The organism is Achromobacter sp., from assembly GCF_057314935.1.
Genome location: NZ_DBHKZA010000018.1, coordinates 51667 through 73132, shown reverse-complemented (window position 1 = coordinate 73132; position 21466 = coordinate 51667). Strand labels below are relative to the sequence as shown.

Annotated in this window: 20 protein-coding genes; 13 read left to right on the top strand and 7 right to left on the bottom strand. The window is 64.2% G+C overall.

The window, feature by feature from the left end; all coding sequences use genetic code 11:
• Nucleotides 1–78: 78 nt before the first annotated feature.
• The 3 genes from ACO6D5_RS09290 to ACO6D5_RS09280 form a co-directional block, all read right to left on the bottom strand.
• On the bottom strand, nucleotides 79–1653 hold the full coding sequence (locus ACO6D5_RS09290) for an ABC transporter substrate-binding protein (protein ID WP_315528171.1): 1575 nt from the start codon (nucleotides 1651–1653) through the stop codon (nucleotides 79–81).
• Nucleotides 1654–1839: 186 nt separating this feature from the next.
• On the bottom strand, nucleotides 1840–3084 hold the full coding sequence (locus tag ACO6D5_RS09285; RefSeq protein ID WP_485825207.1) for a Zn-dependent hydrolase: 1245 nt from the start codon (nucleotides 3082–3084) through the stop codon (nucleotides 1840–1842).
• A complete protein-coding gene (locus tag ACO6D5_RS09280; RefSeq protein WP_485825206.1) occupies nucleotides 3081–3824 on the bottom strand; it encodes a FadR/GntR family transcriptional regulator in 744 nt (247 codons plus the stop codon). Before ACO6D5_RS09280 ends, ACO6D5_RS09285 begins: the two co-directional genes overlap by 4 nt.
• Nucleotides 3825–4164: 340 nt before the next feature.
• Here ACO6D5_RS09280 and ACO6D5_RS09275 point away from each other — a divergent pair, with 340 nt between their 5' ends.
• A complete protein-coding gene (locus ACO6D5_RS09275) occupies nucleotides 4165–5598 on the top strand; it encodes a glycosyltransferase family 39 protein (RefSeq protein WP_485825205.1) in 1434 nt (477 codons plus the stop codon).
• 10 nt (nucleotides 5599–5608) lie between these two features.
• Here the strand turns inward: ACO6D5_RS09275 and ACO6D5_RS09270 are convergent, their stop codons facing one another.
• Nucleotides 5609–5875, bottom strand: coding sequence for a hypothetical protein (locus ACO6D5_RS09270; RefSeq protein WP_088590386.1), 267 nt, complete (start codon nucleotides 5873–5875; stop codon nucleotides 5609–5611).
• A gap of 127 nt (nucleotides 5876–6002) precedes the next feature.
• Here ACO6D5_RS09270 and hemN point away from each other — a divergent pair, with 127 nt between their 5' ends.
• Nucleotides 6003–7433, top strand: a complete 1431-nt coding sequence (hemN, locus tag ACO6D5_RS09265; protein WP_485825204.1) for an oxygen-independent coproporphyrinogen III oxidase — start codon at nucleotides 6003–6005, stop codon at nucleotides 7431–7433.
• Between the two features lie 30 nt (nucleotides 7434–7463).
• Here the strand turns inward: hemN and ACO6D5_RS09260 are convergent, their stop codons facing one another.
• On the bottom strand, nucleotides 7464–8213 hold the full coding sequence (locus ACO6D5_RS09260) for a response regulator (protein ID WP_315528179.1): 750 nt from the start codon (nucleotides 8211–8213) through the stop codon (nucleotides 7464–7466).
• A gap of 187 nt (nucleotides 8214–8400) precedes the next feature.
• Here ACO6D5_RS09260 and rfbD point away from each other — a divergent pair, with 187 nt between their 5' ends.
• The 7 genes from rfbD (at nucleotide 8401) to ptsP (ending at nucleotide 15925) form a co-directional block, all read left to right on the top strand.
• The gene (gene rfbD, locus ACO6D5_RS09255) at nucleotides 8401–9309 is read left to right on the top strand and encodes a dTDP-4-dehydrorhamnose reductase (protein WP_485825203.1); all 909 of its coding nucleotides are present in this window, start codon (nucleotides 8401–8403) and stop codon (nucleotides 9307–9309) included.
• Between the two features lie 339 nt (nucleotides 9310–9648).
• Complete coding sequence (gene thrS, locus ACO6D5_RS09250) at nucleotides 9649–11601, top strand: threonine--tRNA ligase (RefSeq protein WP_315528181.1); 1953 nt, start codon at nucleotides 9649–9651, stop codon at nucleotides 11599–11601.
• A gap of 20 nt (nucleotides 11602–11621) precedes the next feature.
• Nucleotides 11622–12176, top strand: coding sequence for a translation initiation factor IF-3 (infC, locus tag ACO6D5_RS09245; RefSeq protein WP_081534364.1), 555 nt, complete (start codon nucleotides 11622–11624; stop codon nucleotides 12174–12176).
• Nucleotides 12177–12335: 159 nt separating this feature from the next.
• Nucleotides 12336–13307 (top strand): glutathione synthase, encoded by a 972-nt coding sequence (gene gshB, locus ACO6D5_RS09240; RefSeq protein ID WP_315528182.1) that lies wholly within the window; start codon nucleotides 12336–12338, stop codon nucleotides 13305–13307.
• Between the two features lie 17 nt (nucleotides 13308–13324).
• The gene (locus ACO6D5_RS09235; RefSeq protein ID WP_006226963.1) at nucleotides 13325–13726 is read left to right on the top strand and encodes a PTS sugar transporter subunit IIA; all 402 of its coding nucleotides are present in this window, start codon (nucleotides 13325–13327) and stop codon (nucleotides 13724–13726) included.
• Nucleotides 13727–13842: 116 nt separating this feature from the next.
• Nucleotides 13843–14112, top strand: a complete 270-nt coding sequence (locus ACO6D5_RS09230) for an HPr family phosphocarrier protein (protein ID WP_006226962.1) — start codon at nucleotides 13843–13845, stop codon at nucleotides 14110–14112.
• 55 nt (nucleotides 14113–14167) lie between these two features.
• The gene (gene ptsP, locus ACO6D5_RS09225) at nucleotides 14168–15925 is read left to right on the top strand and encodes a phosphoenolpyruvate--protein phosphotransferase (RefSeq protein ID WP_315528354.1); all 1758 of its coding nucleotides are present in this window, start codon (nucleotides 14168–14170) and stop codon (nucleotides 15923–15925) included.
• Between the two features lie 85 nt (nucleotides 15926–16010).
• On the opposite strand, the gene amt is transcribed toward ptsP, so the two are convergent.
• Together amt and ACO6D5_RS09215 are read right to left on the bottom strand one after the other, a co-directional pair.
• A complete protein-coding gene (amt, locus tag ACO6D5_RS09220; RefSeq protein WP_006226960.1) occupies nucleotides 16011–17249 on the bottom strand; it encodes an ammonium transporter in 1239 nt (412 codons plus the stop codon).
• A gap of 31 nt (nucleotides 17250–17280) precedes the next feature.
• Entirely contained in the window at nucleotides 17281–17619 is a 339-nt protein-coding gene (locus ACO6D5_RS09215) for a P-II family nitrogen regulator (protein ID WP_006218735.1), read from the bottom strand.
• 551 nt (nucleotides 17620–18170) lie between these two features.
• Here ACO6D5_RS09215 and ACO6D5_RS09210 point away from each other — a divergent pair.
• The 4 genes from ACO6D5_RS09210 (at nucleotide 18171) to ACO6D5_RS09195 (ending at nucleotide 21334) form a co-directional block, all read left to right on the top strand.
• Nucleotides 18171–18611 (top strand): DUF5339 family protein, encoded by a 441-nt coding sequence (locus tag ACO6D5_RS09210; RefSeq protein WP_485825202.1) that lies wholly within the window; start codon nucleotides 18171–18173, stop codon nucleotides 18609–18611.
• A gap of 159 nt (nucleotides 18612–18770) precedes the next feature.
• Nucleotides 18771–19022: an accessory factor UbiK family protein gene (locus ACO6D5_RS09205; RefSeq protein WP_006226958.1), complete on the top strand. Its 252-nt coding sequence runs from the start codon at nucleotides 18771–18773 to the stop codon at nucleotides 19020–19022.
• Nucleotides 19023–19155: 133 nt separating this feature from the next.
• On the top strand, nucleotides 19156–19719 hold the full coding sequence (locus tag ACO6D5_RS09200; RefSeq protein WP_485825201.1) for a hypothetical protein: 564 nt from the start codon (nucleotides 19156–19158) through the stop codon (nucleotides 19717–19719).
• Between the two features lie 85 nt (nucleotides 19720–19804).
• Nucleotides 19805–21334 carry a YifB family Mg chelatase-like AAA ATPase gene (locus ACO6D5_RS09195; protein ID WP_485825200.1) on the top strand — a complete coding sequence of 510 codons (1530 nt, stop codon included), beginning with the start codon at nucleotides 19805–19807 and terminating at the stop codon, nucleotides 21332–21334.
• Nucleotides 21335–21466: the final 132 nt, after the last annotated feature.

Here is a 21466-nt window from a genome sequence, read left to right as displayed (position 1 = left end):
CGCGGGCTGCGTGGGCAACGTCCATCGCGCGGCCGGGCTCTGCCGCCGCGGGGGCTCCGCGGCGGCGTCTTGCTGCGCTTATTTCTCGATGTACACGTCGTCGAACGACTCGTTAAGCCCGATGGCGGTCTTGACCAGGTTCTTCACATTGCCGCGATAGAGGGTGGGGAATTCCATGTCCACCAGGAAACCGTTGGCGACTTCATTGACCAGCGTGGTCTGCAGCTTGGTGTAGAGCTCCTGGCGCTTGGCCGGATCCACTTCAGAGGCCGCGGCCTCCCACTGCTTGTCGGTCTCGGGATTGCTATAGCCCTGCACGTTGGCGAACGGCGAACCCTTGACGATGTTCGACGTGATGTACAGGCGCTGCACGCCCAGCGCGGGGTCGCCGTACTGGTAGGTGAAGGTCGTCGTCATGTCGAAATCCCAGTTGCCCGTCCGGCTGGCCCAGCCGCCCGCGTCCGTCGATTCCAGATTGACCTTGAAGCCCAGCTGCTCCAGCGCCTGCTTGGTGTATTCGCCCAGCCGGTCCCAGGTGGAACCGTAGGGAAAGCTCAGCTGGCGGATCGTATAGTCCTCCGGCTTGATGCCCGATTCCTTGATCAGCGCGCGGGCCTTCTTCATGTCGAACGGCATGGCCGGCATGTTCTTGTCATAGAACATCTCGGTCGTCACGAAGGGGCTGGTCGACACCTTGCCTAGTCCGAAGAAGATGTTGTTGACGACCATGTTGCGGTTCATCGCCGCCATGACGGCCTGGCGAACCTTCAGGTTGTCGAACGGCGGCTTGCGCATGTTGAAGATCAAATAGGCCTGCGGCGAGAACATTTCCCAGCCGGCCGTGGTGTATTCCACCTTGGGCAAGGCGCGCAGGCGCTTGATGTCGACGTTGTCCACGTCGCCGCCGCGCAGCACGTCCACGCTGCCGCGCTCGAACGCCACGGCGCGCGAGGCCGCGTCGGGGATCACGTTGAACACCAGTTCGTCCAGGTACGGCATGCCCGGCTTCCAGTACTCGGGGTTGCGCGTCAGCTTGATGTATTCGCCGCGCTTCCATTCCTTGAACATGAAGGGGCCCGTGCCCACCGGCTTCTGGTTGGCCGGGTTGGTCATGTAGTCGGTGCCGGCGTAGAGGTGCTTGGGCATCATCGGCGCAAAGCCGGGTTCGAACATCAGCATGAAGGCGGGGAAGGGCGTCTTCAGTTTGATGACGACGGTCTTGGCGTCGGGTGCCTGCACCGATTCGACGAACTTGTTCAGGATGACGCGGGCCCGCGCATGTGTCTTGGGCAGCATGTCCGCCAGCGAGAACACGACGTCTTCGGACGTGAACGGCTTGCCGTCATGCCATTTGACGTTGTCTTGCAGGTGGAAGGTGTAGGTCAGGCCGTCGGCCGCCGCTTCCCAGGATTTGGCCAGGCCCGGCTGCGGCTTCAGGTCGGTGGTATAGGTCAGCAGGCTTTCGTAGATCTTGCCCGCGACGAATTGCGTGGGGCCCTGCTGGTTGATGGCCGTGACGATCACGGGCGGTTCCGGCTGAACGATCATGTTCAAGGTGCCGCCCTTGGTCTGGGCCAGGGCTTCTGTGGCGGGCAGCGCGGCCGCAAGGACCAATGCGCCGAGCTTCAAGGAGAACCATTTCTTCGATTTCACTGCGAGCCTCCGGGCTGGAAAGGGACTGACAGGTGACCGCCGTTGCGCGGCGGATGCCGGGCAATAACAAGCAAACCTCGTGCCACCTGCATTTCTCAGGGGTACTACGGGTGAAGCCGCTACAACCATGCTTCATACAGGTGCTGGGTACGGCGGCCGCGCACCAATGCGGCGAAATCGGCGGTGCTAGCGCGCGGCGTTGGCGCGCGCCACCATGGCGTCAAGCAAGACGTTGCAGCCGGCCTCCAGATGCTCGGGCTGCGCGTCTTCGATCTCGTTGTGGCTGACGCCGTCTTTGCAAGGCACGAAGATCATCGCCGTGGGCGCGACCGCGGCCATGTAGACGGCGTCGTGTCCCGCGCCCGTCACGATGTTCATCGCGGGCAGGCCGCGGCTGGCGGCGCCCTGGCGCACCTTGTCCACCAGGTCGGGGTCAAACGGCGTGGGGCGGAAGGTCTGCACGTCCTTCAGATCGACCTGTACGCCGTGCGCCACGGCGATGTCGTCGCAGACGCGGCGCCATTCCTGGTCCATGCGCGTCAGCGTCGCCTCGTCTTCGTGGCGCAGGTCGGTCGTGAAACGGACCTGGCCGGGGATGACGTTGCGCGAGCCCGGATGGGCGTGGATTTCGCCGACCGTGCCGCGCCCTTGCGGCTGGTGCGCGTTCGCGATGTTGATCACGGCCTGCACCAGGAAGCTGGCGGCGAACAGGGCATCGCGGCGGATCGCCATCGGCGTCGGCCCGGCATGCATTTCCATGCCCGTGACCGTGATGTCGTACCAGCGCAGGCCCAATGAACCCGTCACCACGCCGATGACTTTCTCTTCATGCTCCAGGATCGGGCCCTGCTCGATATGCGCTTCGAAGTACGCGTCGACCGGCCGTCCGCCAACAGGATCGGCGCCTGCGTAGCCGATGGCCTGCAGCTCGTCGCGCACGGCGATGCCTTGCGCGTCGCGGGCCGACAGCGCCGTTTCCAGCGGGAACTTGCCGGCGAATACGCCCGATCCCATCATGACGGGCACGAAGCGCGAGCCTTCCTCGTTGGTCCAGATGGCCAATTCGAGCGGCGCTTCGGTGTCGATGCCCGCATCGTTCAACGTGCGCATGACTTCAAGCCCGGCCAGCACGCCGAAACAGCCGTCGAACTTGCCGCCCGTGGGCTGGGTGTCGATGTGGCTGCCGGTCATGACGGGCGCAAGTTCGTTGTTGCGCCCGGCGCGGCGCGCGAAGATGTTGCCCACCTGGTCGACCCGCAGCGTCAGGCCGGCGTCGCGCATCCATCCCGTCACCAGGTCACGGCCCTGACCATCCAGGGCGGTCAGCGCCAGGCGGCAGTTGCCGCCCTTGGGCGTGGCGCCGATCTGCGCCAGATCCATCAGGGATTGCCAAAGCCGCTTGCCGTTGATGGAAAGGGAAGACGATGTCATGGATTGCCTCGAAGGTCGGTGAATGAATCGAAGTCTTCGCGCAGGCGCGCCAGGATGCCCAGCAGGTGCGTGTGCATGGCGTGGCGCGCACGGATCGGATCCCGCGCCACGATGGCGTTCAGGATGCGCTGGTGTTCGGCATGGGCCGCGGCCCAGGCCTGCGTCGTGACGAAATAGTCCTGCATGCGGCTGTACACCGGGCTGGCCTGGCTCAGGTTCCACAAATGGGCCACGGCCGAGGCCAGCGCCGCGTTGCCGCATGCCGCGGCGATGGCGCTGTGGAATTCGCGGTCGTGGCGGCCGGGGGAGTCGGTCAGGGACATGTCCGCATGCGCGTCGCGGATGGCGGCGATCTGCGCGGGCGTCGCCTGGTGCGCGGCAAGCGCGGCGCAATCCGGCTCGATCAGCATGCGGGCTTCGAGCAGGTCGAAGGGGCCGATGTCCTCGCGATCAGCGGTGCCTTGGGGGGAAGGGCCGGCGGGCGAGGGGAAGCCGGCGCCATCGGGGGCGATGGTGACGAATACCCCCGATCCGACGCGGACTTCCACATAGCCCTCGATCTCCAGCGCGATCAAGGCTTCGCGGATCGACGCCCGGCTGACCTGCAGTTGTTCCGCCAATTCCCGTTCCGACGGCAGGCGCGCGCCGCGGGGGAAGTCGCCCGCCCGGATGCGGCCGGCGATCTGGTCGGCGATCATGCGGTACAGACGGGTGGCGGCGACGGCCTGGAACGTGCTCATGACGGATGTTGGCAGATCAAAATGGCCTAGTGGTCAGGCCACAAATATAGGCATGTCGATATTGAAATAGAAGGGAAATATTGAAGATTCAGGGAAAACGATCAGAGGGATTACACGTCTTCCTATCAAGTGGTCAGGCCAGTTAGGCAGATAAATGGGGCCTTCGCCGCTTTACAGTTTCTGCACAATTGGCGAACAAAACCCCCGGCCTTGCCGCATCGCGCAAATCGATAATTCCCCCGCCCAATGTCGGGCAGGCAAGGGAGTCCACCGGATGGTGGCGGGGGAGAAGCGGGTGGGGATGCGTGCAGTGCGGTCGGCCCGGACGGAGTGGTGGTGCATGGCGGCGGGCTTGCTGGTGTTCGCCTTGTTGTGGCTGCCGCTACTGGCCCGCGGGGCGTTGGCGCCGCCGACCGACAACATCGAGCAATTGACCTGGGTGCGCAGCCTGGAATGGGGCTACTACAAGCATCCGCCGTTGCCGACCTGGTTGTTGTGGCCGCTGGTCCGCGTGCTGGGATGGTCGGGATGGACGACTTACGTTGCCGGCGCGCTGTGCACGTTGGGGGCCTTCGCCTTGCTCTGGCGCCTGTTGCGCGAACTGCGCGGACGTGGCTATGCCATGGTCGCGCTGCTCGCCGGCCTGTGCGTCACCTACTACAACGGCCGGCTGTACTTCTATAACCACGAGATCGTGCTGATCCCGTTGGCGGTCGGGTGCGCGGTGGCCTGCTGGAAGGCGTACGCCACGCGTCGCATTGGCTGGTGGATCGCGTTGGGCCTCTGTCTGGGGCTGGGCGCGCTGGCCAAATATCAGATCGTGGTGGCGGGTGTGGCCGTACTGATCTTCTGGCTAAGCCAACGGGCCTGGCGCGATCCGATGCAGGTGTTCGGCCTGCAGGTGGCCGGGTTGACGGCCTTGGCTGTGTTCTCGCCCCATCTGATCTGGCTGGCGGCGAACGATTTCGAATCCTTGGGCTATGCCATGTCGTCGTCGCTCGCGGCCAGCTTGTCCTGGCCAGCCCGTGTGCAGGAGGTGGCGCGTTGGTGGGGAGATCAGATGCTGAACCGGGCCATGCCCGCGTGGGTGCTGCTTGCGGTGTTCTGGATGATGGCGCGGCGCAGGCGGTCCGTGTTGGGCGCCCGCGCCGCCGCGCCGGCCGCCGCGCCATGCGACCCGGGCCGCGCGCTGCTGCTGGCCTTTGGCTTCACGCCGCTGGTCTTCGTCAGCGTGATGACGCTGGCCACCGGTTCCCACATCCAGCTGCATTGGGGAACGCCGTATCTGCTGTTTGCGGTGCCGGCCGTGATGGAACTGCTGCGTGGCCGCGCAGGGTGGCGGCGTGTCAGGCCGCGTGAAGCCCTGGTGGCTTTCATGCTGATCCAGTTGGCGCTGATGGCGCGGATGGAACTGACCTCGCCCTTGGGGGCGGGGCTTGCGCGGCGGGCGGCGGATTGGCGGTATTTCGATTCGCAGGCGCTGGCGCAGACCTTGCACAAGCGGGCAACGCTTGCCTTGGGCGGACCCGTGCGGGTGATATCGGGGCCGCCGGCCGAAGCCGGCGCGTTGGCGTTGCGCTTGCCCGAACAGCCCCTGGTGTTGATTGATGGGCAACCGCGCTTCAGCCCCTGGGTGCCCGCCGGGCTGGCGGGCGCATGCGGCGCGCTGGAACTGAGCCTGAACACCCGCCCCGAGGGCTTCGATCCGGTCGGCGCCGATTTTCCTGGCCTGTACTGGCGGGTGCGACCACCAGTCACGGCCTGCGGCGCGTAAGGCGCAGGCGCTACTGCGGGTCGGCGTCCGGTTCCGGCGTTTGCGTGAATGCGCGCACCAGGCGGGCGATGCCGTCCAGCTCGTCGTGCGCACCCACGACCCATTCCGGCTTTTCGAACGGGCTGTCCGACGGCGTCTTATCCAGGTTGGCTTTCAGGTCGTCCAGCAGCTCCAGCGCCATATCGGTCGCCTGGGGGCTGCTGCGGGTGGAAAGGGCGATGGCAATCGCCAACGCCTGGCGCATGGCCAGCAATCGGCCTTCCAGTTCAGTGCCCATGAGGTGTGTCCTTGTTCTGCATCGTGAATTGACGCATTTTAAGGGCCAGAGCGTCCGCGCATGCGCCGGGCGCGCGGTTTGCGCAAGATCAAGGTGGGCGGGGCGCCGCAGGCGAATAATCCAAGGTATGCAAGCCGCCCTACGCCCACTCGTTTCAGAACCGCCGGCCCCCGCCGCCGCCGATCCCTTTTTCCCGCCCCAGTTGCTGGCAAGACTGGACAAGAACGGGCCTCGATACACCTCTTATCCCACGGCTGACCGCTATCACGCCGGCTTCGGCAAGCAGGAATATCGGCAGGCGCTGCAGCAGCGACGCGCCACCAGTCCGGATGAGCCCCTGTCGTTGTACGTCCACATTCCGTTCTGCGACTCGGTCTGCTATTACTGCGCCTGTAACAAGGTGGTGACGCGCCACCACGAACGCGCCGCGCGCTATCTGGACGCGCTGGCGCAAGACATCGCGTTGCACGTGCGGGAACTCGGCGCGGGCGTCCCGGTGTCGCAATTGCACTTTGGCGGCGGCACCCCGACCTTCCTGTCCGACGACGAGCTCACCCGTTTGATGCAAGACCTGCGGGCAGGCTTCCGGTTTGAACCGGACGCCGAAATCTCCATCGAAGTCGACCCGCGCACCGCCACGCCGGCCCGCTTGGCCCATTTGCGTCAGTTGGGCTTCAACCGGCTGAGTTTCGGGGTGCAGGATTTCGACCAAAGGGTGCAGGTGGCCGTGCACCGGGTGCAGTCTTTCGAGGACGTGCGGGCGTTGATGCAAAGCGCCAGAGCTCTGGGCTACGACTCGGTCAATGTCGACTTGATTTACGGGCTGCCTTTGCAGACCACCGAATCGTTCGCGCGCACGATCTCGCAAGTGGTGACGCTGCGGCCCGACCGCATCGCGCTGTACGCCTATGCGCATCTGCCGGAACGCTTCAAGCCGCAGCGCCGCATCAATGAATCCGACTTGCCGGACCGCGCCACGCGTGTCGGCCTGCTCAGCTCGGCCATCGACGGCTTTTTGCAGCAGGGCTACACGTACATCGGGATGGATCATTTCGCGTTGAACACGGACGCGCTGGCCGTCGCCAAGCAGCGCGGCGAGCTGCACCGGAACTTCCAGGGCTACAGCACGCAGCCCGACCGCGATCTGGTCGCGCTGGGCGTATCGGCCATCGGCCGCATCGGCAACACCTACAGTCAGAACGCCAAAGTACTTGACGAGTACTACGCCGCCATTGAATCCGGCCATTTCGCCGTTGAACGCGGGCTGGCGCTCAATGCAGACGATCTGGTGCGGCGCGAAGTCATCATGGACATCATGTGCCAGGGGCGCGTGGATTTCGCGCGGATCGAGGCGCGCCACGGTTTGCGCTTTGGCGATTACTTCAGCCGCGAATTGCTGCAAATGGCCAATCTGGCTGAATTGGGCTTGGTGAACCTGCGTTCCAGCGAGGTCCAGGTAACCGGCCTGGGCTGGTATTTCGTGCGCGCCGTCGCCATGGCTTTCGATGGTTATCTGCGCAGCGTCACGACCAGCGCCAGCTATTCCCGGATCATCTGACCAAAAGGGGCCACGCGCCTGGCCCCTTGGTCATTCGGCGAACTTCTCACGCAGATACAGCGCCAGCGACAGATCATCGGCCAGTTGCAGCTTGCGCATGGCGCGGCGCTTGTGCGTGCTGACTGTCTTTTTGCTGCGCATGAGCCGGACCGCGATTTGCGTCACCGACAACCCCTGGTTGATATGGCGCAGGATTTCAACCTCGGACGTGGTCAACAGCGCATGCGGGTGGGTGGGTTGAAGAGGGCGGATCTTGCCTTCAATCACCGTCAGGAAGGGATCCTTGCCGTTCTGCACGCCCCGGATCATGTCCGCCAGGAAGGCCATGCCCCACTGCTTGGCCAGGTAGCCATTGGCGCCCGCGCGGAACGCCGCGTATCGCGTTTCGTGGAGGTTGCCGGCCGAAAAGGTGATGATCGCCAAGTTGGGGTGATAGCGGCGCAGTCGCCGCAGATAATTGACGCCGTCCCAGGGCTCCTGGGGAAGATAGAAATCGATCAGGGCCACGTCACAGGGGGCATGGCTCAGTTTTTCCAGTAGGGCGCGGGCCGACGTTTCCCGATGAAGGACCCGGAAGCCCGGCCGGCTTTCCAGGTGCGCGGTGATTCCTGCCGCCACCACGGGATGGTCGTCCAGAACGGCGACCCGGATCGTGGGGGGCGGGCGCGACAGCAGCAGATGCCGGCGTGCGCCAGGGAGGCGATCATCGGCGTCGCCGCCGCCGCGCAAGGGGGCCGGAAAGAATGACGCCAGGGTTACAGGCGTTGAAACAGGTTTCATCGATGCCCCATAGGCCGGTAAGAGGGGACGTCGGCAGCGGTTTCATCCGGCTCAGGGCGAAATCCGACGCACGCGTCGTGGGTTGTCTGAAATTTGCGAAGGCAGATTACGTTTCCGTACGGTTGTTCGGATGGGAAACGCGCCAAAATCAGACTGTTGCACCCTTGGCCTGACAAAGAGCGTACGCATGCCCAAGAAGATTCTGGTTTTAGGTCGTGACGGCCAGTTGGGCTTTGAACTCAGGCGCAGTCTTGCGCCGCTGGGCGACGTGGTCGCGGTGGGCAGGAGCGAATGCGACTTGACCTACCCCCTGCAGCTGGCGCGAGTGGTGCGCCGCGAAAAGCCGGACGTCATCGTCAATGCCGCTGCGCTGACCTCGGTCGAGCGCGCCGAAGAGGACGTGGTGCGGGCCATGCGGATCAACGCCGAAGCGGCGGGCGAGCTTGCGGCCCTGGCCGCCAGCCGGGGGGCGCTCATCGTCCATTACTCCTCCGACTACGTGTTTGACGGCAAAAAGCAGGATCCGTACGTCGAAGCCGACGTGCCGGCGCCGCTGAATGCCTATGGCCGCAGCAAGCTGGCGGGCGAGCGCGCCGTCCAGGCCATGAACCCGGCGCATCTGGTGTTCCGCACGTCGTGGATCTATGGCGTGTTCGGCAACAGCTTCCTGAAATCCATGCTGATGGCGCTGCGCCAGCCCGAGTCGTTGCGCGTCGTCAGCGACCAGCGCGGCGCCCCGACAGGCGCGGCCTTCATCGCCGACGTGACGGCGCTGGCGGTGGCGCGCTACCTGGGCGGAAAAGCGGAGTTCCCGTTCGGGCTGTATCACCTGGCCGCCGCGGGCCAGGCTACCTGGCACGACTATGCCTGCTACGTGGCCGAGCAGGCCCGGATAGCGGGACTGCCCGTCACGCTGGTGCCGGCCGACATCCACCCGGTCCCGTCCAGCCAATATCCGTCCACGGCGCGCAGGCCGCTGAACTCTTGCCTGGATACCCGTTTGCTGACGCAGCGGTTCGGGATTCACGCGCCGCCGTGGCAGGAGGGCGTCCGGCATGCGCTGGCAGCCATGGCGGGCAGCCGTAACCTGGCGTGATCGGGTCGGTTTGTCTCGCTTACGCCACGGAAAGGGCGCAAATGGTGCTACAATCGGCAACGATAAACGCAATTGATCCGTTGATCCCGATTGCGCAACCTTGCTCCGCGCCGCCTCGGGCGCGTACCAACAGGCTTAGAACCATGTTTTTCCCGCTGGCACGAACTACGACCCGGAACTTTCGCCCTATGTCGCGTTAGTTTTTCGTGCGTCGGGTTTCACCGTGTCAGGTCAGCGGTAGGACTCAGCAAGACAACCACTAGAACGCGGCTCTCAGGCCGCGTTTTTCGTTTCCGATTTTCGATTTTCTAGTTCCCAGAACCCCAGGAAGCACTCCCGATGGTACAGATCACATTGCCCGATGGTTCGCAGCGCCAATATCCGGGACCGGTAACGGTTGCCGAAGTGGCGCAATCGATCGGTACGGGCTTGGCCAAGGCCGCCTTGGGCGGCCGCGTGACGGTTGAAGGCGCGGAATCCAAGCTGGTCGACACCAGCTTCCGCATCGAAGGCGATGCGCGCCTGGCGATCGTGACCGCCAAGGACGCCGACGGCCTGGACCTGATCCGCCACTCGACGGCCCACTTGCTGGCCTATGCCGTCAAGTCGCTGTTCCCCGACGCCCAAGTCACCATCGGCCCCGTGATCGACAACGGCTTCTACTACGACTTCTCGTACAAGCGCCCGTTCACCCCTGAAGACCTGGCCGCCATCGAAAAGAAGATGGCCGAACTGGCCAAGAAGGACGAAGTCGTGACGCGCGAAGAATGGTCGCGCGACGACGCCGTCGAATTCTTCAAGGGCATCGGCGAAACGTACAAGGCCGAGATCATCGCGTCGATTCCGTCGAACGAGCCGCTCAGCCTGTACCGCGAAGGCGACTTCGTCGACTTGTGCCGCGGCCCCCACGTGCCGTCCACGGGCAAGCTGAAGGTCTTCAAGCTGATGAAGGTGGCCGGCGCCTACTGGCGCGGCGACAGCAAGAACGAGATGCTCCAGCGCATCTACGGCACCGCCTGGGCGACCAAGGAAGACCAGGAAGCCTACCTGCACATGCTGGAAGAGGCCGAACGCCGCGACCACCGCAAGATCGGCCGCGAACTCGACCTGTTCCACTTCCAGGACGAAGCGCCTGGCCTGATCTTCTGGCACCCCAAGGGCTGGGCCCTGTGGCAGCAGGTCGAGCAATACATGCGCGCCGTGTACAACAACAACGGCTACCAGGAAGTGAAAGCGCCGCAGATCCTGGACCTGTCGCTGTGGAAGAAGACGGGCCACTGGGACAACTATCGTGAAAACATGTTCACGACCGAGTCCGAGAACCGCGTCTACGGCCTGAAGCCGATGAACTGCCCGGGCCACGTGCAGATCTTCAACTCCGGCCTGCATTCCTACCGCGAACTGCCGCTGCGCTATGGCGAATTCGGCCAGTGCCACCGCAACGAACCCTCGGGCTCCTTGCACGGCATGATGCGCGTGCGTGGCTTCACGCAGGACGACGGCCACATTTTCTGTACCGAAGAACAGCTCCAGGACGAGTGCGCCGACTTCACGGCCCTGCTGCAGAAGGTCTATCGCGACTTCGGCTTTACCGAAGTGCTGTATAAGGTCGCCACGCGCCCTGAAAAGCGCATCGGCTCGGACGAAGTCTGGGATACGGCAGAACAGGCGCTGATGGAAAGCCTGCGCCGCACGGGCTGCGAATTCGAGATTTCGCCCGGAGAAGGCGCGTTCTACGGCCCGAAGGTGGAGTACACCCTGAAGGACGCCATCGGCCGTCACTGGCAATGCGGTACGATCCAGGTCGACTTCTCCATGCCTGTGCGCCTGGGCGCCGAGTACGTGGACCAGAACGACCAGCGCCGTCCGCCGGTCATGCTGCACCGTGCCATCCTGGGTTCGCTCGAGCGTTTTATCGGCATGCTGATCGAAAACCATGCCGGCGCGATGCCTCCCTGGCTGGCTCCGGTGCAGGCTGTCGTATGCTGCATTTCCGAACCTTCGGCCGATTATGCGGCTGAAATCACACAAAGCCTGAAAAAACAAGGCTTTAGGGTAGAGTCCGATTTGCGTGGTGAAAAAATCACTCGTAAAATTCGTGAGCACAGCCTGCAAAAGGTGCCGTACATTCTTGTCGTCGGCGACAAGGAGAAGCAAAACGGCACCGTAGCCGTACGCGGTCTGGGCGGACTGGACCTTGGCGCAATCGCATACGACGAGTTCGTCGCGCGCTTGTCCGAGGATGTGTCCACCCGTCGCGACGTCAATCAACCTGATAGCAGTGCTGCTTAACATTTCTAGGAGCTTTCAACATCGCCACTGAAAAAGCCAATCGCATCAACGGTGAAATCCGCGTCCCCGAGGTGCGCCTGATAGGTCTGGAAGGAGAACAGCTGGGCATCGTCAAGATCGCCGACGCGTTCCGTCTTTCCGAGCAAAGCGACGTGGATCTGGTGGAAATCGCGCCGAACGCCGAGCCGCCGGTCTGCCGTTTGATGGACTACGGTAAGTTCAAGTACCAAGAGCAGAAGCGCCAAGCCGAAGCTCGTTCCAAGCAGAAGGTCATTCAGGTCAAGGAAGTCAAATTCCGTCCGGCCACCGACGAGGGCGACTACCAGGTCAAGCTGCGCAACCTGCGCCGCTTCCTCGAAGAGGGCGACAAGGCCAAGGTGACGCTGCGTTTCCGTGGCCGCGAAATGGCTCACCAGGAACTTGGTATGCGGGTGCTTGAACGTGTGCGCGACGATCTGCTGGAACTTGCCCAGGTCGAAGCCATGCCGAAGCTCGAAGGCCGTCAGATGGTCATGGTGCTGGCGCCCAAGAAAAAGGCAGTGCCCGCCGCGGGCAAGCCTGAATCGGCCGCCTGAGTTCCAGCCGCAGCCTTCTCCGGAGGGCTAGGCCGCGCTACTTCCGACCCGCCGTCCGTCCTGTGACCGGCGGGTTCGCTTATTGGGCGGCTCTGCGCTACGATGTGTCATAAAGCCGCCTTCCCACTAGGGAAGGCGGCGTACGTTCGGGGTGTCGCGATGCATGTTTTGTTCGTTTTGGATCCCTTGCCGCTGCTAAAGGCGTACAAGGACAGTTCTGTCGCCATGATGCGTGCCCTGGTGGCGCGCGGACATACGCTCAGCGTAGCCATGCAGGGCGACCTTTACATCGAGGCGGGCATCGTCAAAGCCGTCACCACGCCGATCGCGCTGGTGGCGGACGCCGATCTGCACGGCCATGACTGGTGGACGGAGTCCGCCGCCCAGGATCTGCCTTTGGCAGACTTCGGCGCAGTCGTCATGCGCAAAGACCCGCCTTTCGACATGGAATACGTGTATTCCACGCACCTGCTCGAATATGCCGAGGCGCAAGGCGCCCGCGTGTTCAACAGTGGGGCGGCCATCCGTAACCATCCCGAAAAGCTGGCCATCACCGAGATCAGCGAGTTCACCGCGCCCACGCTGGTGACCCGCAACATGGCCCGGTTGAAGGCATTCCACGACACGCATCACGACGTGATCGTCAAACCGCTGGACGGCATGGGCGGCACGGGCGTATTCCGCCTGCAGCCCAAGGATCCCAACCTGAACGCCATCCTGGAGACGCTGACCGACAACGGCGCGCGCACCATCATGGCCCAGCGTTACATCCCCGACATCGTCAAGGGCGACAAGCGCATCCTCCTGATCGGCGGGCAACCGGTGCCGTACTCGCTGGCGCGCATCCCGCTGGCCGGCGAAACGCGCGGCAATCTGGCCGCCGGCGGCCGCGGTGTCGCCCAGGAATTGTCCGCGCGCGACCGCGAAATCGCCGAAGCCGTGGCCCCGAAGCTTGCCGCCCGCGGCCTGCTGCTGGTTGGCCTGGACGTCATTGGCGATTACGTCACCGAAGTCAACGTCACCAGCCCCACCTGTTTCGTAGAGATTGCCGAACAGACCGGTTTCGATGTCGCAGGCATGTTCGTCCAGGCGCTTGAAAAAGCCGTGGCGACCACTGCCGTGGCGGCCTGATCTCTCTGGAATCCGTCATGACCACGGGTATTGTTATCGTCGTGCACGCGCCTTTGGGCGCGGCGATGCGCGAATGCGCCAGCCACGTCATGGGCAACCTTGACGGTATGCTGGCCATTCACGATATCCAGCCCGAAGACCGGCCGGATGACCTGGCGCCGGATGTCTTGAAAGACATCCTGGGGCAGGATCATGGCGCCGGCGTGCTGGTGCTGACGGACCTGATCGGCGCCACGCCCGCCAATATTTCCAAGCGGGCCGTGGCCGACGCCCAGGCGCAAGGCATTCAATGCTGCGTGCTGGCGGGCCTGAACACTCCCATGCTGCTGCGCGCGTTGACCTATCGCAATCTGCCATTGGCGGAAACCCGTGAGAAGGCCTTGGCCGGCGGGGTGCAGGGTGTCTTGCGTGTAGACTGACGGGCGGGAATTTGCCCTATTATGTCGGCTGATAATTCAAGCCGAAAAGCAGTTGGCGGTTTGACGTTTTGCTGTGATCAACACCGCGGCGTTCATCCGCGGTCATAATATTTCCTATGCCTACTACAGACATCGTCATCAGCAATAAATTGGGTTTGCATGCGCGGGCGGCCGCCAAGCTGACGCAACTTGCCAGCAAGTTCTCAAGCGAGATCTTCATATCGCGTGGCGCGCAGCGTGTGAACGCCAAAAGCATCATGGGCGTCATGATGCTGGCGGCCGGGCTGGGCGTGACGGTCAAGCTGGAGGCTTCGGGCGGCGACGCCGAGCAAGCCCTTTCCGAAATCGAAACTCTGTTCGACAGCAAATTCGGTGAGCAGGAATAGAACCCCCTCTGAAACAGCCGGCCTGAGCGCTGCCCGGGCCGGCTCGTCCGCGACCCTGGACCCTGCATACGACGGATCTGGCGCTGCCAGGCCCGTCGTTTGTCTTTACGGCAAGGGGGTTGCCAAGGGATACGCCATCGGGCGGGCCGTCGTCATGGGCGCCGCCGCGCTGGAAGTGGCGCACTATCGGATATCGCCGGAAGATGTGCCCACGGAAAGCGCGCGCCTGACCGACGCGCTGGCCTCGGCGCAGCACGAACTCCGGCAACTGGCGGACACCTTGCCGGCCGATGCGCCGCGCGAGCTGGGCGCCATGCTGAACGTGCACAGCCTGCTGTTGGGCGATCCGTTGCTGGCCGAGCAGACGCTGGCCCTGATCGCCGAACGCCACTACAACGCCGAATGGGCGTTGACCACGCAAGGCCAGATCCTGGGCCAGCAGTTCGACGCGATGGAGGACGAATACCTGCGCGAGCGCGGGGCGGACGTCCGCCAGGTGATAGAACGCGTGCTGCATGTGCTGGCCGGCACATCCGCCATCCTGCCCGACATGTCGCACATGGGCGGCGACGATGCGCTGGTGGTCGTGGCGCACGACATCTCGCCTGCTGACATGCTGCGCTTGCGCGGCGGCCGCTTCGCGGCCTTCGTCACCGATCTGGGCGGCCCGACCTCGCATACGGCCATCGTGGCGCGCAGCATGGGCGTGCCCGCCGTCGTTGCCATGGGCAACGTGCGCGAGCTGGTCCGTGACGGCGACATGCTGATCATCGATGGCGCCGCGGGCGCCGTCGTCGTCAACCCGTCGGACCGGATTCTTCAAGAATACCGCCGCCGCCAGGCCGTCTACGCCGACGAGCGGGCCGAACTTGGCCTCTTGCGCGACGAGCCCTCGGTCACGCTGGACGGCATCGATGTCGTCCTGCACGCCAATATCGAATTGCCCGAAGAGGCCGCGCTGGCGCTGGCCTCCGGCGCGGACGGCATCGGCTTGTTCCGCAGCGAATTCCTGTTCATGGGGCGTCCGGACCTGCCCGGCGAAGAAGAGCAGTACGAAGCCTATTCGTCGGTCGTGAAGGTCATGGCCGGCCGGCCCGTCACCATCCGCACGCTGGATATCGGGTCGGACAAGACGCTGGATGGCGAGGCCACGGTCGCCACCAATCCCGCGTTGGGCCAGCGGGCGATCCGCTATTGCCTGGCGCGTCCGGAAATGTTCGCGACGCAGCTGCGTGCCATTCTGCGGGCTTCCGCCCATGGTCCGGTACGCCTGCTGATCCCGATGATCGCGCACATGCACGAAGTCGTCGCGACCAAGGCGGCGATCGAATCCGCGCGGCGCGAGCTGGATGCGCGCGGTCAGTCGTATGCGCCCCACATGGAAGTGGGCGCCATGGTCGAGGTGCCCGCCATCGCGATCGCGATCGAGCCCTTCGTCCAGGCGCTGGACTTCCTGTCCATCGGCACCAACGACCTGATCCAATACACCCTGGCGATCGATCGTGGCGACCACGATGTGGCGACGCTTTACGATCCGCTGCATCCCGCCGTGCTGCGCCTGGTGGCCAACACCATCAATGCGGGCGAGCGCGCTGGCAAGCCGGTGGCGGTCTGCGGCGAAATGGCGGGCGATTCGCGCATGACCCGGCTGCTGCTGGGCTTGGGCCTGACCGAGTTCTCGATGCACCCGCAGCAGCTGCTGGACGTGAAGCGCGAGGTGCGCCGGGCGCATTCCAATGCCTTGCGGATCAAGGTGGCCACCGCGCTGAACCGCGCCTTGCCTGTGGATCTGGACGCGCTGGATCCCGCCTGAATTACGCTTCGGCAACGCCAGGTGGTGAAATGAAAAAAAAGCCCGGAACCGCAAGGTCCGGGCTTTTTCTCATCCTTCGGGTGAATCAGCTGTGGTACGCCGATTCCCCGTGGCTCGTGACGTCCAGGCCTTCGCGCTCCTGGTCTTCCGGCACACGCAAACCGCACAGGGCGTTGGCGATCTTGTAGGCAATCCACGCCACCACGCCGGACCAGACGATGGTCAGCAGCACGCCTTCCAGCTGCACCCACAGTTGGTGGGCGATCATGCCGGGCTCGGCCAGGCCGGGGCCACCGAGGATTTGCGCGTTGAACACGCCGGTCAGCAGGGCGCCGACGATACCGCCCACGCCGTGCACGCCGAACACGTCCAGCGCATCATCGGCACGCAAGAGGCGCTTCAGGCCATTGACGCCCCAGACGCAGACGATACCGGCGATCACGCCAATGACCAGTGCACCCACCGGGCCCACCAGGCCGGCGGCGGGGGTGATGCCCACCAGGCCGGCGATCGCGCCGGAGGCGGCGCCCAGCATCGAGGGCTTGCCCTTGACGGCCCATTCCGTGAACAACCAGGCCAGGACGGCGCCAGCGGTCGCGATCATCGTATTGAAGAAGGCCAGGGTGGCGTTCTCGTTGGCGGCCAGGGCCGAACCCGCGTTGAAACCGAACCAGCCCACCCACAGCAGGGCAGCGCCCACGAAGGTCATCGGCAGGTTATGCGGTTGCATGGCTTCGCGGCCATAGCCCACGCGCTTGCCGACCACATAAGCGCCCACCAGGCCGGCCACGCCAGCGTTGATGTGCACCACGGTGCCGCCGGCGAAGTCCAGCGCACCCTTGGCGTTGAGCAGGCCCGGCGCCGTTTCGGACGCGAACCACACCATGTGGGCGATCGGCACATAAGCGAATGTGAACCAGATCACCGTGAACACCAGCACTGCCGAGAAGCGGGCGCGTTCGGCGAAGCTGCCTACGATCAGCGCGCAGGTGATGCCGGCGAACGTGGCCTGGAACGACGCGAACAGCAGCTCGGTCAGGGTGTTCGACATGGCGTACTTGCCGTCAGCCGGTGTGAACATGCCAGAGAAGAAGGCGCGCGACAGGCCGCCGAAGAAGGCGTTGCCCTCGGTGAACGCGAGGGAATAGCCGTAGATGAACCAGAGAACCAGGCCCAGCACGAACGTGCACAGCACTTGCAGCAACACAGAGAGCACGTTCTTGCTGCGTACCAGGCCGCCATAGAACATCGCCAGACCGGGTACGGCCATCATCAATACAAGCAGGGTAGAGACGAGCAACCAGGAGATATCTGCTTTATCCATTTTCAGGCTCCAATGAGTCTTCTTTATTTATTTACAGCGCAGCTTCGCCAGCTTCACCCGTTCGGATACGGATCACCTGTTCCAGGGGGGCGGCGAAGATCTTGCCGTCGCCGATCTTTCCGGTACGGGCGGCTTGTTCGATCGCTTCGATGACCTGATCGACAAGGTGGTCGGGCACCGCGGCTTCAACCCGCAGCTTGGGCAAAAAGTCGACGGCGTATTCGGCGCCGCGATACAGCTCGGTGTGACCCTTCTGGCGACCAAACCCTTTGACTTCGGTAACAGTCAGACCTTGGACGCCGATTCCGGATAGAGCCACCCGCACTTCGTCGAGCTTGAAGGGCTTGATGATGGCGATGATGAGTTTCATGGCATTTCCTCTCATGGTTGCACGTTGGCTTCGACTATCAAGCAAGTTCCATGCCATGTCTGTTGGACCCGGACGAGCGGGCTGCAGGCGCCTGAGTTGTGCCTGTTTGCACCAATGTGGTGCGTCATGCACCGTCCGTCAGCCTCAATGTGGTGCGTAATGCGGGGAATCGCGGCTTGAAACGAAATATGTTTCAAGCTCGTCATTTGTAGCCATTTGATGCTGTGGCTGTTGCGGTTTGTAGTGGGTTTCGAACCGGACGGGCCGCCGCCCCTTCGATCGCTTCGGGCCGCACAGCGTTGCAGGCCGGGCGTGTCGCCCGAATCCGGGGCCGATTCAGCCGTCTGCCAGCTGGGGGCGGGGCATCCGAAAACGGTGATGTCCTTGATACCGGGGTTTACACGGATACGCTTGTTGCCGGGAGGGCACTGAAGAAGAATCAACAACAGCTCATGGCTCATCCAAAAAGGGCCGGGGCGAATCGGGCTGCTGGAGACGTTCCCGGTGTGGCTGCCCGCCCTAATAAGAAGCAAGAACGGAAAGAGGACACCATGAAGATTCAACGCAAGATGATCGGCATTTTGGCGCTGGCTGCATCGGTGGGCGTATTAGCCGGCTGCAACAAGAGCGATGAAAAGGCGGCCCCGCCAGCTGCTTCGACGACGCCTGCGCCGACCGCCACCCCGCCGGCGTCGACACCGCCTGCCACGACACCCGCGCCGACGACGCCAGCACCCGCCGCCACCACGCCGCCGGCCGCCAGCGCCTCCTCGCCTTCCGTGCCTGCGGAGTGCGAAGCGTATCTGGCCAAGGTCAACGCCTGCATGGACAAGCTGGGCAGCAGCAACCCGGCGGCTGCCAGCATCAAGCAGCAGCTCGAATCGGCCAAGTCGCAGTGGGCGGCGATTCCCGACAAGACCCAATTGGCGGCGCAGTGCAAGCAATCGTCTGACCTGTTCGCGCAGTCGGCATCCCAGATGGGTTGCCCGTAACGATGTTGGTAGGGGGTTGCCGCCATGGCAGCCCGGTTTTCTCCTGTGCTTTGATGGGCGGTCACCGCATGCGGCCCGCCCTCTTTTTTTGCCCGATCGTCCTGCAGCGAGGGGCCCGAAGCACTACACTTGAGGCATCAAGAACACCGAGAGGCCGCTATGAACAATCGCACCCAGTGGATGGAAGACATCCAGAAGAACATCTCCGACCTGATCGCCCGCAGCCCCGCTGCCGACGTTGAAAAGAACGTGCGCGCCATGATGGCGCAGGCATTCACCAAGATGGATCTGGTCACGCGCGAAGAGTTCGACGTCCAATCGGATCTGCTGGCGCGCACCCGTGCCCGCGTGGACCAGTTGGCGGCGCAAGTGCAGCAGCTGGAAGAACGTCTTTCGGCGCTGGACAAGTAGGCGCACCCGGCACGGCGCTGACACCACGACGACCGCCTGGAGCGGTCGTTTTCCATTGGGCTCTGCCTTTATTTTGGGGGGGTATCGCATGCGGTGGGCGTTATGGACGGGTGCGTGCCTGCTGGCAGGGTTCTTGGCGTGGTTTGCGATCGCGGCTGGCAGCCGTATCGGTCATTACGCGGATGGCGACGAGATCGTCCCCGTCACGATTCATCATCCGCGCGATGGCAGTACAACGTTTGCCGTACCACCACAGATGCGCGCGTGGTCGGGCAACCAGGCGTTTGTGTTGGACATACCGCTTGACGCGCCCCATACCCAGACGTCGATGCGGTACAGCGCCTACACGGTCGTCAGATCACTGCCCGCAAGCGGGCGCTCCTATGCAGCGCAGCTGCTTGCCGGAGAATTGAGCAACGCGATCGAAGTCGGTCAGGTGGATGGGGTTCGATTTTTCGAGAGATACGTGGCGGGAATGAGTGAAAAATTCTTGTTGTACGTGTTTGCAGATCGGAATGGCAATCCGGTATTGGTCGAGAATTGGGGCAACATCAGTTACGGCTATCGCATCTATCACGCCGTGCCGGGCCGATTCATCGTGGAGGCGAGTTATCCCAAGGCGCTGGGAGACGATTTCGCTGCGATGGATGAAAAGGTGATGCGCATCATTGAGGCGATGATCGTCAGCGGGCCTTGAGCGCGAGCTGTTTTTGTCACCAGTGGGGTTTGGCTTGGGCTGCAATTGCCGATACTGACGGCCTTGTTCCCTTTGGGAGAGCGTCTTGACGCTTGCCGTTCTTGCCAGCCGCGCGCTCAGTGGGCTGCATGCGCACGCCGTCCGGGTTGAAACCCATCTGGGTCCGGGGTTGCCCAGCTTCAATGTCGTCGGATTGCCCGACACCGAGGTGCGCGAAAGCCGTGAGCGCGTACGTGCTGCCATTCTCAACAGCGGCTTCGAGTTTCCACCTGGCCGTATCACGGTGAATCTGTCGCCGGCTGATATTCCCAAGGAATCCGGCCGGTTCGACCTGCCCATCGCGCTGGGGCTGCTGCTGGCCTCTGGCCAGTTGGCCGCGCCCACCGACGGCGGCGGGCCGGATCTGCCGGCGCCTGATCCTTCTCTGGCCGGCCTGGTGCTGGCGGGCGAGCTGTCCTTGACCGGCGCGCTGGTGCCCGTGGCGGCCCCCTTGGTGATTGCGCTGAGCGTGGCGCGTGAGGCACCGGACGCCACCCTGATCCTGCCGGCGGGCAGCGCGGAGCAGGCGGCTTGGGTGCCCGGGCTTGGCGTGCTGTCGGCGCGAAGCCTGGCAGACGTGGCCGCACACGTCACCGGAGCGTGCCGGTTGCCGGATGCGGTGCCGAAGGCGTGGCCGGCGGCGCCGCCTGCGCCATGCCTGTCGGACGTGCGAGGTCAGCCCGGCGCGCGGCGGGCGCTGGAGGTGGCCGCGGCCGGCGGCCATAGCCTGCTGATGATCGGGCCGCCTGGCGCGGGCAAGAGCATGCTGGCGTCCCGCCTGCCGGGCCTGTTGCCGCCGCTGGAACGCAGCCAGGCGCTGGAAGCCGCCGCCGTGGCCGCGCTGGCGGGATTGCCGGAGGCGCTGATGGGCCATCCCCCGTTCCGGTCGCCGCACCATTCCGCGACCGTCGCGGCGCTGGTGGGCGGGGGCAGCCGTCCACGTCCTGGCGAGATCAGCCTGGCGCACCATGGCGTCCTGTTCCTGGATGAGCTCCCCGAGTTCAGCCGGCGCACCCTGGAAGCGCTGCGCGAGCCGCTCGAGACGGGCAGGGTGGTCATCGCCCGCGCCCTGCATGCCGCCCAATTCCCGGCGCGCTTTCAATTGGTCGCCGCCATGAATCCCTGCCCCTGCGGCTGGCGCGGGCATCCGGGGCGCGCCTGCATCTGTACGCCGGATCAGGTGGCGCGTTACGCGGGAAAGATTTCGGGCCCCTTGCTGGACCGCATCGACCTGCACGTGGCGCTGCCCCCATCCGACCCCGAATCCATGGGCGGCCCGCCCGGCGAGGCATCCGGTCCGGTTCAGGGCAGGGTGATGCGTTGCCGGGATCGCCAGCAGGCCCGCCAAGGAAAGCCGAACGCGGCGCTGGCGGGGGCGGAGCTGGACCGGCATTGCGTCATGGATGGCGAGGCGCAGGCGCTGCTGTTCAAGGCCATGCGACGCATGGCGGGGTCGGGGCGGGCCTTGCACCGGACCTTGCGGGTGGCCCGTACCATCGCCGATCTGGACGGGGCCGACGTGCTGGGCGCGGGGCATGTGGCGCAGGCGGTGCAGTACCGGCGGCCAGGGGTATGATGGGGGGCTGAAACTCCTGGCTCGGCGCCAGAGGCGATCGCTTCCCTTTTTTGCTGCGCCGACTCGACAAACACCAGGAAATCACCATATAATCAAAGGCTTTCCCGGATCTGGCGTACCTTTTTGCCAAGA

Excerpts from the sequence above, each read along its gene's own strand:
- ACO6D5_RS09285 (WP_485825207.1), bottom strand. The coding sequence starts at position 3,084 with ATGACATCGTCTTCCCTTTCCATCAACGGCAAGCGGCTTTGGCAATCC.
- ACO6D5_RS09280 (WP_485825206.1), bottom strand. The coding sequence starts at position 3,824 with ATGAGCACGTTCCAGGCCGTCGCCGCCACCCGTCTGTACCGCATGATC.
- ACO6D5_RS09275 (WP_485825205.1), top strand. The coding sequence starts at position 4,165 with ATGGCGGCGGGCTTGCTGGTGTTCGCCTTGTTGTGGCTGCCGCTACTG.
- ACO6D5_RS09270 (WP_088590386.1), bottom strand. The coding sequence starts at position 5,875 with ATGGGCACTGAACTGGAAGGCCGATTGCTGGCCATGCGCCAGGCGTTG.
- hemN (WP_485825204.1), top strand. The coding sequence starts at position 6,003 with ATGCAAGCCGCCCTACGCCCACTCGTTTCAGAACCGCCGGCCCCCGCC.
- ACO6D5_RS09260 (WP_315528179.1), bottom strand. The coding sequence starts at position 8,213 with ATGAAACCTGTTTCAACGCCTGTAACCCTGGCGTCATTCTTTCCGGCC.
- rfbD (WP_485825203.1), top strand. The coding sequence starts at position 8,401 with ATGCCCAAGAAGATTCTGGTTTTAGGTCGTGACGGCCAGTTGGGCTTT.
- thrS (WP_315528181.1), top strand. The coding sequence starts at position 9,649 with ATGGTACAGATCACATTGCCCGATGGTTCGCAGCGCCAATATCCGGGA.
- gshB (WP_315528182.1), top strand. The coding sequence starts at position 12,336 with ATGCATGTTTTGTTCGTTTTGGATCCCTTGCCGCTGCTAAAGGCGTAC.
- ACO6D5_RS09235 (WP_006226963.1), top strand. The coding sequence starts at position 13,325 with ATGACCACGGGTATTGTTATCGTCGTGCACGCGCCTTTGGGCGCGGCG.
- ACO6D5_RS09230 (WP_006226962.1), top strand. The coding sequence starts at position 13,843 with ATGCCTACTACAGACATCGTCATCAGCAATAAATTGGGTTTGCATGCG.
- amt (WP_006226960.1), bottom strand. The coding sequence starts at position 17,249 with ATGGATAAAGCAGATATCTCCTGGTTGCTCGTCTCTACCCTGCTTGTA.
- ACO6D5_RS09215 (WP_006218735.1), bottom strand. The coding sequence starts at position 17,619 with ATGAAACTCATCATCGCCATCATCAAGCCCTTCAAGCTCGACGAAGTG.
- ACO6D5_RS09210 (WP_485825202.1), top strand. The coding sequence starts at position 18,171 with ATGAAGATTCAACGCAAGATGATCGGCATTTTGGCGCTGGCTGCATCG.
- ACO6D5_RS09205 (WP_006226958.1), top strand. The coding sequence starts at position 18,771 with ATGAACAATCGCACCCAGTGGATGGAAGACATCCAGAAGAACATCTCC.